Consider the following 14,783-nt stretch of genomic DNA (forward strand, 5'->3'; position numbering starts at 1 on the left):
ACAACACGCCGCCAACAGACCGAGGGTGCAGGCTATGCCGTCGATGATTTTGAGCTTGATTGGGAGCACCAAGTCGCGGTCTGTCCGCAAGGGCATGTGAGTACGGGATGGCAATCGCCCACGTTGGCGGGAAAACCCGCGATCCGTATCCGCTTTCGTGGGATAACGTGCCGTGCCTGTCCAGTTAGGGCAGCCTGTACGTCGGCCAAAACGGGGCCACGGCAATTGACGATATACCCGCAGGCATTGTATACAGTGATGCAGGCCGCACGACAACGAGAAGCGACCAGCGCGTTCAAGCTAACGTATGCCTTACGATCAGGGGTGGAGAGCACCATAGCGCAGCACGTCCAGCGCTTTGATGGCCGCATCAGTCGCTATCGTGGCATGCAACGAACGCATTTGCAACAACTGCTGATTGCAACGGCGACCAACCTTGTTCGCGTGATTGATTGGTTGTGGGATAAACCGCTTGATGAGCAGCGACGACCACCCGGCGCGTTTGCACGCTATGCACCGCATCGCCTATCGCGACGGACGATGTTGGCATGATAGAGTGACTTACCCAACAGCGTCCGGGCGTGCTGAATACTATCGAGCGAGGGTGCGGGTCGATTGCCTGAAAAGAGATCTTAAGTCTTGCAAGATAGTGGAATAATTAAGCCGAAGAAAAAGCGCCTGACGAGCGTATGGTGGCCAGCGGCGGTTCAGCCAGGCGACCGTGCATTGATGGCTACAACCACGCCGACCCCTGCTCTTGGGTTCCAGAGCACCGCCCATCCTGACAGCGTGGCCCGCTGTTGACTACGCTTTGTTTACGCCCCACGGCTATCCTCTCCACGTATTCCGTTGTCGGGTGATGCGGGAGAGCTTCCTGACGAATGCCCCTGCCGACGCGCTGTTTCGGCAGGAGGTCAATGCTCCCCACCACGGCGGCGCACTGGATTGTGGATCAGCGTTTTGCGGCTTGCTTGGAGGTGGTATGGGTCTATCAGTGTGCGCATCGCGTCGGTTACGACGCATTGTTTCGATCATGCTGCTCGCCGTGGTGACGATGGCTGGTGGGGTCATGAGTCAGCCAGCGAGGCCATCGTTGGCGACGGCCCCGCTGGCCGCAGCGGACTGGGCGGCCATCCAGGCGCTGTTGCCACTGCACCAGCAGGTCTATTTGAAAGCGTCGCAGGCCTCGGCGAACGATCATCTGGGCTACAGCGTCGCCGTGTCGGGTGATACCGTGGTGGTGGGTGCGTACATGGACAAGAGCAGCCTCGCGGGCGTGCAAAACAGTGCCACGCCGACGGTGGATACGGCGGCGAACCAAGCGGGGGCGGCGTATGTGTTTGTGCGGAACGGGACGACGTGGAGCCAGCAGGCCTATCTGAAAGCGTCGCAAGTGTCTGCCGGCGACCTCTTTGGATTCAGTGTGGCGGTGGCGGGGGACACCATTGTGGTGAGTGCGCCCTACGAGGACAGCAGCACCATGGGCGTGCAAAACAGTGCCACGCCGACGGTGGATGAAAGCACTCTAGGGGCGGGGGGGGCGTATGTGTTTGTACGGAACGGGACGACGTGGAGCCAGCAGGCCTACCTGAAAGCATCACAGGTGTCGGGAACCGACCTTTTTGGATTCAGTGTGGCGGTGTCGGGGAATCTGGTGGTGGTAGGAAGCCCCAATGAGGACAGCAGCACGATGGGCGTGCAAAACAGTGCCACGCCGACGGTGGATGAAGCGCTCCTCGATGCGGGGGCGGCGTATGTGTTTGTGCGGAACGGGACGACGTGGAGCCAGCAGGCCTACCTGAAAGCATCGCAGGTGTCGGGAACTTTGTTACATGGAATTGTTGCGGATCGGCGGCTAGGGGAGCAGGCCTACCTGAAAGCATCGCAGGTGTCGGGAACCGACCTCTTTGGCGCGAGCGTGGCGGTGTCTGAGGAGACCGTGGTGGTCGGCGCATACGCTGAGGACAGTAGCCTCGCGGGCGTGCAGAACAGTGCCACACCAACCGTCGATGAAACCGTTGCCGATGCGGGGGCGGCGTATGTGTTTGGGCGGAGTGGAACGACGTGGAGCCAGCAGGCCTACCTGAAAGCGTCGCAGGTCTCCGCGTCCGATTTCTTTGGCTATAGCGTGGCGGTGTCCGAGGAGACTGTGGTGGTCGGCGCATACGCCGAGGACAGCAGCACGATGGGCGTGCAGAACAGTGCCACGCCGACGGTGGATGAAAGCGCCTCAGGGGCGGGGGCGGCGTATGTGTTTGGGCGGAGTGGGACGACGTGGAGTCAGCAGGCCTACCTGAAAGCGTCGCAGGTGTCGATGGGGGACTTGTTTGGCTACAGTGTGGCGGTGTCCGGGGAGACCGTGGTGGTCGGCGCATACGCCGAGGACAGCAGCACGATGGGCGTGCAGAACAGTGCCACGCCGACGGTGGATGAAAGCGCCTCAGGGGCGGGGGCGGCGTATGTGTTTGGGCGGAGTGGGACGACGTGGAGTCAGCAGGCCTACCTGAAAGCGTCGCAGGTCTCTGCGTCCGATTTCTTTGGCTACAGCGTGGCGGTGTCCGGGGAGACGCTGGTGGTGGGAGCCTACCACGAGGACAGTAGCACCGCAGGCATTCAGCACGGGGCGCTGCCGACGGTCGATGAACGCGCTCAAGGGGCGGGGGCGGTGTATGGGTTTACCAGTCATGGACTGGAGTCGCGCATGCAGTATCTGCCGTTGGTGGCAACCAGCCAGCCGCAGCTGATTGCGGCCCTCACCACGGACGGCGTACCGACAACGCCCGTGAGTACGCCCGGGATGATCTTCTTAACAACGACGATCACGCTGCCGTCAGGCTTGCCGAGCGGTGGTCACTATTGGCTATCGGCACGTCCAACGACGCTCGTACCAGGCTTGGTTGATGATGCGGTCATGCTGCGGGTGGGGCCGACCGAGATCCTGCGGCATCACTATGGGATGACGGGCGAACTCCAAGCGGCGTTGGTGGAGGTTCCCGCGAGCGTGCTGCTGCCGTGGACGGGGCAAACGGTCACGGTTGTCTTCACGGATATTTCCGGGAGTGTGTACAGTAGCACCCCGTTGTATCTGGTGTGGACACCCTAAGGTGCAGCCCCGCCGCGACCGGAGCCGCCACCGATCACGGATGCACCCCCGTGGTGGTCGAGGGGCACACAGCGGTGTCATCGCTCTGGGAGTACACCGCTGGAAGGCCTCCCCCCCGATGGTTCTATGCAGTAACGGGCCAAGGCAGCGGCCAAGCAGCGCACTAAGACCGCCAGAGGCACGAGCAAGGCGACGAAAAAGCCCGCGCCGAGCGTGCGGACATGCAACCAAGCGACGGTGCATCGACGATTGGCGGTCTTGGTGCGCAGGCGATCCGTTCTCTGCGCGTGCGTGATTGATTCGGCGAGGAATCAATGCGGGATCTTGTTTTGGCATTGGCGCTGCGCATGCCCACGGCTGGCGATCCGGGAAACTGACAGAATCTGGCGGCGGGTGTCTCGTTCTTGGCGCATGCTTGTCCCACAATGGAATCGCTTTCATCAGGAGATGGCGTGCATGGGTGCGGATGAGTGTCTGTGACATGGAGGCTGCGGATGGAATACGATGACAGGTCGTCAGGAGGGACACGCGGGCGGGTGCGAGCCGAGGTCTGGGTGGGGGTGGGGATGGTTGGTCTCGTGGCGTGGCTGCTCACCCTGCCAGCGGTCTATCCAGCAGGGGCGGCAACCGATCCGCCGCTGCGTCCGCTGCATGGAGAGGTGAATGCCGAGACGGCACGGCCCCTCGGATCGGTCATGCCCACGCCAACGGGTATGGACGGAGCCGGATCAGCCGATTTCGGTGAACAAGCCGCCTCACCGGAGTGGGAGACCGCCTACCACAGTGCCCTTGGGGTTGATCCGCGCGTGGAACTCGTCCCGGGGCAAATCTATCCCTTTGCGCATCCGGCGCATGGGGTGATTGACCAAACGACGGGGGTGACGATCTCCGTGATCAGACCCGCACAGTCCATGACTGACCTGAGAATTCTCTATGGAACGGGTATCCCGAATAATTTTGATTCGTACCCATCCTGTGACCTGGAATTCGCCTTTGTCTTCGACGGCAGCTTTCGGGGTCAACCGGAACGATCACACTTGATCGAACAATGTATGATTCCGCCCCACCCCAGCGGAACGCGGGTGTGGTATCGGGTATACGGAACCGCCAATCCTGGCGATCCACCCATGACTTTCCACTTGCTGCCCAGTCCCGGTTTGGAGCCGTGTACGCAAATTAACCCCTTGGGCCAATGTATCTATGAAACCTTGGTGTTTCCTGCCCTCCACCTTCCGTCGAACTTCTACGATGTCGGCTATGCCAGCCCAACGCCCACGGAGACCGCGACACCAACCAACACGCTGACCAACACGCCGACCAATACACCCACGGAGACCGCGACACCGACGAATACGCCGACCAACACGCCAACAGAGACCAGTACGCCAACCAACACGCCGACCAATACGCCGACCGAAACACCAACCAATACGCCGACCAATACACCGACGAATACGCCGACCAATACACCAACCAATACGCCGACCGAAACACCAACCAATACGCCGACCAATACGCCGACCAATACACCAACGGACACCATGACCCCGCTTCCGCCGCGCTACACCGTGTTTTTGCCATGGGCGCGGAAATAACGGTGTAGCGCGGCGGCTGAAGAGCGTGCCGCATTGGGTGGGAGCAACCTATCACGCGGAATCCATGGGGTGCGGGATGGACACGCTATGCTGTCCATCCCGGGTGTGGAAATCATGAAAAAGAGGGAAAGGGGCATTAATTTGTGTTAACCGCAAGGGCCGACTTGGCCCGTGTGTCAGATGCATTATCGCGTGGACATAATTGTATTGACATAATAATCGGTTTTATCATCAACGGTTGTAGCAAAGTCGTATGATGAGCGCCTGGTGACTCGTGACAAACGGCGATTATTCGTGGACGGTGTCAGGTTGGAGTATACCCTATCCTGATGTCAGGTTTCCTTTCAATTATTGTCAGAGTAGGGTTATTTTTATCCTTTCTTGACACTCTTTCAGCGAGGCCTTAAACCCTAGTCTGACAAATAACGACCTATCCGTGTTCGTACCATTTGTGGCTATTGTGACTCCAGTACGTACTATTTTATGTGCGTTATACTAGGGTATCTAGCATCTGTATATGAGCGAGGACTCTATGACCTCTGTGGCATCCTATCCCGCATTTCGTGCGCTTGCTGAACTGGCAACGCACATGCTTGATCGTGAGGGTTCATATCTTCAATGGCAACAAGCGGTTGAAGCGTATTATGCGACCTGCGTGGCGATCGTTGGCCATGGTGAAGTGTCGATTGAAACCGCAATCCATCGCGATACTCCTTCGGCCTATGGGCGGATGATTTCCCCCCGAAATGCGGGGCGCTGCCTCCATGATTTTTTACGGACAACCCATTTTTTACAAGGGGTTGCGGCAGCGATTGACGAAGCCCGCCACCGCTTTCCTGATGAGTGTCTCCGCATCCTGTATGCGGGATCGGGGCCATTTGCGCCACTCGCATTTCCACTAATGACGCTTTTTGATCCCGCATCGGTCCAGTTCTCTATTCTTGATTATCACCAATCCGCCTTGGATGCAGTCCAGCAGCTTGCGACGCATTTTCATGTTGAAGCATCGATTGAGGCGTATATTCAGGCCGATGCAACCCAATTTACGCCGATCAAACCGTATCATATTATCGTTACCGAAACGATGCAGAAGGGCCTTGCCAATGAGCCGCATGTCGCCATTACGGCGCATCTCGTGCGCAGTCTGCTCCCTGGAGGACTGCTCGTTCCTGAACGGATTATCGTCACGGCCATCGTTGCCAATCTTGCCAAAGAGTTTTCCTTTAATACAGATACGGAGATTCCGACGCGTGAACGGATCATCTTGGGGCCAATCTTTACGGTTGATCAGACCACCATGGCCAACTATACGGTGGCCTATCCTGAGCCACTCGTGTTTCCTCCAACCACGCTCAGCATTCCGCCGATCATCGCGGATATCCGAACACTCGCCTTACAGACCCAAATCCAAACCTATGGCGATATCTGGTTAGATGACTATCAATCAGGATTAACCTATCTTACGCCGATTGACGCTCTCGAACGGATGCCCCACGGTGGAACCCTGACGATGCAGTATATCCTTGATGATCAGCCCCGGTTTATCTGGTCAATCATCGATGAAGCAAGCACCATAGACGCATAGGATCATGATAGCCATCCCAGCATATTCGTTGCGCTTTATTGCGGATAGGCTAGTATGACTCTTAATTCCACAGCGCAGATACGCAAATCCAGCCTCGCAATGCGAGGCTTTCCCGGCTTTCCTCAGGCACTCCATTGATCGATATTAACATTATCACCTCGCATTCGTTATCCTAACAGGTTTAAACAGTCAATTACTGTTTGCTTGCTTTTTGATAGCAACCGCTCGTGACGCTCAACAAAGGCGGTGTTTGTGTATTGTCGTGATTGACAGAGCGGGTGTTTACGATCTATACTAGGGCATTCTTGTATGAGATAGCAAGGAAATAGGTGAGAGTGGGTGGAGAAGACTGCGTGTCCCAATCCCTCATTACAACTATACCCTATAATGAGGACATTCTTTGAAATGTCCTTCTCTACAAGATCCTCATCGCCATGTTTTGTTATACTTGAGGATCACCTGTATGCAGCAAAGAACCGTGCACCGACGGATTCGCCTGATTATTTTTTTCTGGTTCGTGATCAGCCTTGTCCTACCGTCTACGGCAAGAATGGCCGAAGCTGGGGCGATCAATGGCCAATCAGAGACACCGGTAGCATCAATTCCCGTTATCGATACTGGTCTCCCACCGTCTGTTGATAGGGCGTTCATTCCCAATCAGGGACAACATGATGCGTCTGTTGCCTATGAAGCACTTTTAGACCACAACAGTGTTCAGTTTATGGCTAATACGGTTGCTTATACGATGCAACGGGTATCTCCGACCCCTGCGACAACACAGTACGAATCACATCGGGAATCCTATCACCTCACGATGAACTTCTTGGGGACGGCGACACCCGTTGTGACAGCAACGCAACAAGTCCCTGGGATTTTTAACGACTATCGTGCAAGTGACCCATTGCGCTGGCGATCGGGCTTATTGCGCTATCAGCAAATAACCTATCAGGAGTTGTACCCAGGGATTGATCTGGCATATACGTTTGATGGCACAAATTTAAAAAGTACCTATATCGTGACACCGACAACAAATCCTACGCGTATTCAGTGGTCGTATACCAACGCCGTACCAACACTGGCAGCCGATGGTGCACTTATCCTCAATGATCTGACCATGACACCGATCATGACCGAATCGGCACCGATTGCATGGCAAGAAATTGCGGGCAACCGTATTCCGGTTCATGTGGTCTATCAATTAGACCCGAATGGCATGGTCGGGTTTACGGTTGGGATGTATAACGCGGCTTATCCCCTCATTATTGATCCGACCATGACGAGTACTGTCATCAATGGTTTTAGAGCACTCGCGATGGATAACGATGACCAAGGAAATATCTACGTAGCAGGGTGCTTCAACGATTTTACGAGTGTCCGAAAATATGCTGCTGATGCCAAAACGTTTGTATATGAAACCCTAGGATCGCAATTTACGTGTGGCAATGATATTGCCGTCGATGCGCAAGGTGGCGTTGGGGTGGTTAGCGGGCGAGGATATGGAAGTCCCGATATTGCTGTCTATCTCCGATTAAATGCGATGGGCGGGAAGGAGTGTAATCCAATTGAGTTAGCCGCCGGAAATGGAGCTTCCGTCCACCGTATTCTATATAATCCTGCAAATAGCCGGATGTATGTGGTCTGGGCTAGTGGGAGTAATGGAACGTCTCTCACAACATTTAATGGCTGTACTCAAACAAGTTCAACCGCGTTTAATGGCTTTGGGCCTGGAATGACGGTTGATGCTGATGGTACACTTTACTATACAGTTGCGAGTGGCTCTGGCGCAAATCTTGTACAAAAACCACTCAATAGCCCTCAACGCAGCTTTGCAACGGACGGTGACGGCTATGTGGCGGTCAATGATCTCTATATAGTAATTGCCGGCTGGACTCCGATCGGGAGCTTTATTGCAAAACACTTGCATTCTGGAGACTTTGTAGGATCGTATAGCTTGCCGATCGATACAAGTATTACGGCACTTGCGCTCGATAGTCTTGGGATGATCTCTATGAGTGGATCAACCCAATCAACAGCGTTTCCGCTGGCGGGGAGTACAATAGTCCTGGATAGTAACAGAGGGAATGGCTATGTGCTCAAATTAGATCTCCAACCATTACAATCTACGCTGATGTATAGTGTGCTAATTCCGCATCATCGGGAATCAGACTATAGCAGTAGTGTGAGCGATATTGGCTTAACCGATAATCAATTGGTTTTTGTTGGTGACTACACCACAGGTGCCGCCGAAACCGATCAAAATGCCTATAGTCGAATTGGGATTGTGCGTGGTAGTAATCTTAGTGCAACATTCGAGCGTACGACGACGCTTCCTATCAACTCGCAAGGACAAGAACAGCTAACCGTCAATACCGATAGTGGATGGTATGACCAACCCTATCTTGAGTATACACTGACCATTAATAATGACACTGCAACCGCCCAAACATTGGAGATTAAGAGTCCAGAGAGTGCGAGTCAACATATTAATGTCTGGCAGACGAAGGCATCAGCAAATCCCACTCAACCGCTACCGACGGAAAGCTTTTTATCACTTGACTTAACGGTTGCGGCCCATGAGACGGTTGTCATTCCGCTTGGGATCTGGGTAAAACCGTACTTTGAACGAAACCTCGTCCCAGAAATATGGATTCGGCCCCAAGCGCTCAATCAGCCTTCTTTTACGGTTCAAGCAGCACCGATTCATGTTCCAGTTGCTGCGATTCGGCCCGTTGTGATCGTACCCGGCTTTATTGCATCACTTCCAACGTTTTTTGGTGCGGATGACTATGTTTTAGATCCGGTGTTTGGAACGTTTAATCGACTCATAGCCCAATTAGAATTTATGGGGTATGAAACTGACCAATCATTGATTAAGTTTGCCTATCCGTGGTATGGGCGCGGGGTGGCTGATCCCAACGATCTCGCGAATTTGGGTGGCGATCTAAAACAGCGGATTGATGGCTGGTGGAATGGGAAACAGCGCCGTAGTTATATTCGTGGGGATAGTTTTGATTTTATTACCCATAGTACTGGGGGCTTAATTACGCGCTATTATGGGAGTAAACTGGGCGGAACCAGCAAGATGCATTCGGTCTTTTTTGTCGCAACCCCGCATCTTGGCGCGCCCATAACCTATGCATCCTTAGAAGGCCTTGATCCTCAAATGTTGGATGATAGTTATGATCGTATGGCAAATCGAATGTTTCACGCACTCGCTGTGAAGGCTGGGTGTACAACACTTAATTTTGTCAACGGCGGCTACAATTTTACTGTAGATTCTAAACAGTTATATAGCTATCTTCATGGTGAACCATGTATGACAATGGTTAGTTACGGTATTCCGGGTGATGAAGTGCCATTGAATGGTATACCACGATTACAGCCTGGCATTCCGCTTATGCGTGAGCTGCTGCCAGCCGCTGCGGCAGGGAAATATCTCACGCTGGGGAACGGGAGCAGTGCTGCTGGACCCGCGAATCCGGTGGTTGATGATCTCCATAGCCAGGTGAATACTTTTATTAATGAGGTTTCAGCGCATGGGAATGTATACAGCATGTTTTCGTATGAAAAAAATACGGTTGTTGGATATGCAACCAACACCCAACCCGCGCTTGCGCCGCTGTGGGAACAAGGAACGCGGGTTCCCCGCGGTTGGTTGGCGAATGGGTCATGGGAGCAGCGTATTAATACCTATACACGCACAAAGGGTGGTGATGATACGGTTCCTGCCGCATCAGCAGATTTAGCCACTATTAGTGGTTCGTCTAAGGTGAAATCGTTTGTGTTTTGGGGTGAAATAGCCAATAATGTTCGTCCTTTACCTGCATCAACGGCGACACGGTGGTATGAATCAGACTCCGTTCAACATACTTCCTACTTCAACTTAGAAGAGGGATTAGAGATCGTGGTTGGACATCTCATCAAGCCAACGGCAACGAAGGCAGATATTGTTGCATTACCGCCCATGGTTACCTACAAAGGCGACAGTGTTATTGATATCTATAACCAACTGGATAGCATAGTAAACCTCCTCATCGTTGAGTGTCCAGTAACTATCTTAGTGACTGACGCGCAGGGACGACGCACCGGAACCGATAGTCAAGGGATCACCTACACAGACATTCCTAAAAGTTTTTATACAGGCCATGATCCGGAAACAGGTCCTGACTTCTTGTGGCTTGCGCCGACTACGGATCCGTATACGGTGACGGTGACCGGTATCGATCCAGAACCCTACCAAATTACGAGCTATACCTATTCATCAACCATCGAATTACGCGATGCACTCTGGACGGGTCAGTTGGCTCCCGGTGAAATGATCACCTATACCCTTGATCTAACCACCCGTGCGCCAGGCACCCTTCTTGTTGATGATCATGCTGATCCCGCTACATTAGATCCGTATCGTACCTTTTTTCCATCCCAGCATGTTACCGATTGGTCGGTTGAACAGCAAGGCATTCCATCACTGGATGATCTCTTTGCCTATGAGCGTGTCATCTGGGCAACCGGAACAACCGGAAGTCTTGATCCTGGTGCGGCTCATGTGCTTGATTCCTATCAGACATTCGGTGGCAAAGTCTTACTTACAGGCAATGACCTTGAACAAGAATTACTTGGAACTCTAGCCTTAACCCCAACGCTCCATATTCAGAGTGCGTTAACGACCACAACGAGTCGGCTTATTGATGGTGATGCCTTCTTATCTGGTCTACGGTTCTCATTGAATGGAAGCGCATTGCCAACCCCCTCCGCAGTCATTCCCACGGACAGCCAATCGATTGCCTTCTATCGTGATGGCGATGGGAAAGGTCATTCGGCAGGCATTGCGTATAGCACGCCCGCTGGCGGACGATTGGTCTATTTTGGATTTGATTTGGCAAGTCTGGCATCAGCAGTGGAGCAAACCGCGATCCTGAGCCGGACAATCCAGTGGTTAGACACCGGAGCCTATCCTGATTTGACAACGATTCCCATCGCATTAGGAGATCTGAATCCTGGGAGTGCCTCTGGGATTAACTTGCCAACGGCGACGGCCTCTATCAGTGATACGATCTTCTTCATCGGCACCGATCCGGTGCATGGCAGTGAGCTGTGGGTCAGCGATGGAACCCCTGCTGGGACACGTATCCTGAAAGATATCTATCCTGGCATGAATGGGTCAGGCCTTACGAAGCTAACCTCAAGCGGCCAATTACTCTTCTTTATGGCCAATGATGGTATCCATGGTCCTGAATTATGGGTGAGTGATGGAACTGAAATTGGCACGGTCATGGTGGCCGATCTCTGGCTTGGAACAAATGGAAGTACCCCGAGCTTGCTGACCGATAGGAACGGTACTCTCTTTTTCTCGGCATTTGATGGGCTTTCAGGCATCGAGTTATGGAGCACCGATGGCACAATTACCGGAACCGTACAAGTCAAGGACATAACGCTGGGGGCGGGAAGTAGCAATCCGCGGAATCTCGTTACCGTCAATGACGACCTCTTCTTTACGACCCATGAAACCGGAGTCAATGCATCCGTCAGCTTATGGCGGACGGATGGGACGGAGCAAGGAACGGTGTTGGTGCGCAACCTGAGCCAAACGGTGACTAATCCAAACCCAACGCAGTTGATAGCAATGGATGGCATCCTCTATTTTGTTATGAACACCAGTGGAACGGGAACCGAATTGTGGCGAAGCGATGGAACGGAGCAAGGAACCATGCTGGTTGCGGATATTGCGCCGGGAACAGCAAGTAGCAATCCCGATGCGTTGACGGTGGTCGGATCGATGCTATTCTTCCGGGCTACGGATGGACAGACAGGGACAGAGTTGTGGCGAAGCGACGGAACGACGACTGGGACAATACTGGTCGCGGATATCGCGCCGGGATCGCTCAGCAGTTTCCCGCAACAACTCACTCGGTTCGAGTCAACCATTTTCTTTAGTGCGAGCGATGGTGCAACCGGGGCAGAATTGTGGCAGAGTAATGGAACAATGACCGGAACAAGCCGTATTGCGGATATTGCGCCGGGGGCAATGAGCAGTAGTCCGACCAGCATGTTCACGCACGGAGATAGCCTATTCTTCAGTGCCTTAACGCGTTCGGCAGGACGAGAACTCTGGATGTATAATCCCGCAGCACCCCAACTCAGCCTTCTTGCGGATCTGTGGGATGGAGCCGGTAATGCCAGTCCACGGATGCTGACCGCGCATCCCGACGGAATCTTCATGATCATGGATAATGGGGTCTTTGGCCTTGAACCATGGTTTCTCTCACATACGATGAAACCATAAGACCTATTGAAGGTCTGTTGTATCGGGTTATACTGCGATACAACAGACCTTCACCGACCAGAAAGGATTTGTATGCGCTGGTACGCGTTTGGGGTGGGATTCCTGTTGTTGCTGGGTGGCTGTGCCTCGGAACGCGATCGGGTTGCGCCGATTGTCCTGCCTGACGTGGTTGCGAGCGTCTGTGTGCTCTCGCCATCCCAGCGCTATGTGATTGCCCAGACCTATGACCCCGATCTATTGCCCAATCAAGATCACCCACAGATCCAGATTTTCGATCTCACGACAACGCGTGCTATCACGATTCCGCTAGCTCCTGAGGCGTATCCTGATGGTCTATCACTCACGTGGTATCCCGATGATGTGGTGTTGGCCGAACAACGCTGGTTGTACAATATTCCGCATGGAATTCTTACTGACACCACCACGCTGCCCCATCCACTGCCACCAACGCCCTATCAGTTTGATCTCCCGCAATGGAATCCATCGCCCGACGGGCGGTACGTTGCGAATGGCGCAAAGATTTGGGAACGTGATCCAGTGACCGGTGGGCCAGGTGCAGTCGTGATTGATCTGCCGAACGAATCGTATACCGAGGGGTGTTACAATGCCTGGAGTGCGGATAGTCGGAGTTATTATTTTCTCGATTGGGAGACCGTAGGGCCGCGCCAATCCGGGCCGGGTCCAATTCGCAAAATAACCCTGCCATAATAGAAGATGTACTATTTATCTCTAGAATACGAATTCACATTGGTGGGTTTGTATTCCACGCAACTATCTTAGCTCATTGAACAATCAAAGTCGTAATAGCGGCTGCTATCATTAGTACGTTCATGATGAAAATGAGGGGTAAATGTTGTCCATCTCAAGGGCCGATTTGCTACACAAATCAGTACTCTACGCCCCAAAAAACACGCTGCTAGCGCAGCCAGTTTTCTTGTTGGAGTGACGGCACGGCCACAAAATCACGATCGGTCGTCAAGAGGATTAATCCATAGCGGAGCGCCAGTGCGGCAATCAGCGCATCCACGGTCGCTAGTTGCCGACCGTGCCGCCGTAAGGCAATCTGGAGATCGGCGGCATGCACGGCATCGGTTTCGTCGGGCAGGTAGCAGGGAAAGAGGGCTTGCAGCTGCGCCCACGCCGCCCGATTGGCCACCGCCCGGGGCAAGAGGCCAATGCCAAAAATGAGTTCCGTGACCATCGGGACACAAATCGCAAACGTTGCCCCCTCGGCAATGGCGCTGGTGACCCGCTGCCGCAGCGGATGCCCCGGCGTGATTAAGGGTGAGGCATGATTGGTATCGAGCAAATAGATGGACATGTTAGCGTGGTTCCTCGCGGGCCGCATCATCCGCATTCAAGGTCTGGATCTGGGTTTCAATCGCCTGCCATGTCGCATCCCACGCTTGCCCGACCGCAGGATCAGGGTAATCATCCGCGAGTGCGGCGGCGAGTGCGCCGTGGGCCGGACGAATATGGGCAGGATTGGCTGGTGTTTGCTGGATGCGCTGGACGACGGCCAAGACGTGCGGATCGACCACGGTATCTAAGGCTGTGGTCAATAACGTGACGGCCAGCATTTCCACGGATTGGTGCTGGGCCAAGGCATGTTGTTGTAAGCGCAACGCCAGCGCTTCGGGAACCGTAATGGTTGGCATTGCATGCCTCCTTGGTACTGGATGAACACGATGCAGTCATGCATGACTAGTGTAGCATTGCTTGGCATGGGCAGCAAGAAGCATCGGCTTTTCCGCGTGGTGATAGTGCTCGCTGAGCGGTATCCATTCCGTTCATCGGTTCTGATACAAAATACAAAGTCGGCCCTTGCGGTTAACAGAAATTCCTCCTCATCCTGATCAGTTGGTCGCCCGCCAAAGCCTGTCACGTGCCCGCAAAACCCCACCGCTCGCATGGAGCAATGCCGTGGTTGTAACGACGCAGCACTGACATAGGAGAGCGCAAAGAAGTCGGGGTCATGTGAACCGCCATGGTGCATAACGGCACACGGAGGTGTAGACCAGCCGAATGGTTGAGCGTTGGGAACTGAACCACCCGTAGCGGGAGCCATCAGTCCTTGCGACCGCTGCCCCCGGGACTGTCAAGTAGATTGTGTATTTCGCCCCATTACCCCGGAAAGCGTCCGTCAAAGCGAATGGCCAATTGGTTGCGAATCCGTGCCCAGTTTGGCAGCGTGACCCATTTTGCAGTGATATCGCG

The 14,783-nt window shown here is 53.9% G+C and carries 8 protein-coding genes; 6 read left to right on the plus strand and 2 right to left on the minus strand.

All coding sequences use genetic code 11. The features are described 5' to 3' along the window. The 6 genes from ABEB26_RS26060 to ABEB26_RS26085 all read left to right on the plus strand — a co-directional run. The coding region (locus ABEB26_RS26060; RefSeq protein ID WP_345725022.1) for a transposase at nt 1–552 on the plus strand (552 nt) is incomplete at its 5' end. Between the two features lie 430 nt (nt 553–982). Then, nucleotides 983–3,103 (plus strand): FG-GAP repeat protein, encoded by a 2,121-nt coding sequence (locus ABEB26_RS26065; protein WP_345725023.1) that lies wholly within the window; start codon nt 983–985, stop codon nt 3,101–3,103. 695 nt (nt 3,104–3,798) lie between these two features. After that, entirely contained in the window at nt 3,799–4,698 is a 900-nt protein-coding gene (locus tag ABEB26_RS26070) for a hypothetical protein (RefSeq protein ID WP_345725024.1), read from the plus strand. 532 nt (nt 4,699–5,230) lie between these two features. Then, nucleotides 5,231–6,283: an SAM-dependent methyltransferase gene (locus ABEB26_RS26075; protein WP_345725025.1), complete on the plus strand. Its 1,053-nt coding sequence runs from the start codon at nt 5,231–5,233 to the stop codon at nt 6,281–6,283. A gap of 463 nt (nt 6,284–6,746) precedes the next feature. Then, nucleotides 6,747–12,566, plus strand: coding sequence for an ELWxxDGT repeat protein (locus ABEB26_RS26080; RefSeq protein ID WP_345725026.1), 5,820 nt, complete (start codon nt 6,747–6,749; stop codon nt 12,564–12,566). Between the two features lie 72 nt (nt 12,567–12,638). After that, the gene (locus ABEB26_RS26085; RefSeq protein ID WP_345725027.1) at nt 12,639–13,274 is read left to right on the plus strand and encodes a hypothetical protein; all 636 of its coding nucleotides are present in this window, start codon (nt 12,639–12,641) and stop codon (nt 13,272–13,274) included. Nucleotides 13,275–13,482: 208 nt separating this feature from the next. Here the strand turns inward: ABEB26_RS26085 and ABEB26_RS26090 are convergent, their stop codons facing one another. Further along, entirely contained in the window at nt 13,483–13,887 is a 405-nt protein-coding gene (locus ABEB26_RS26090) for a type II toxin-antitoxin system VapC family toxin (protein ID WP_345725028.1), read from the minus strand. A gap of 1 nt (nt 13,888) precedes the next feature. Then, on the minus strand, nt 13,889–14,224 hold the full coding sequence (locus tag ABEB26_RS26095; protein WP_345725029.1) for a hypothetical protein: 336 nt from the start codon (nt 14,222–14,224) through the stop codon (nt 13,889–13,891). Between the last annotated feature and the right edge of the window lie 559 nt (nt 14,225–14,783).

This window comes from Herpetosiphon gulosus (assembly GCF_039545135.1).
In the GTDB taxonomy this organism is placed as follows: Bacteria; Chloroflexota; Chloroflexia; order Chloroflexales; family Herpetosiphonaceae; genus Herpetosiphon; species Herpetosiphon gulosus.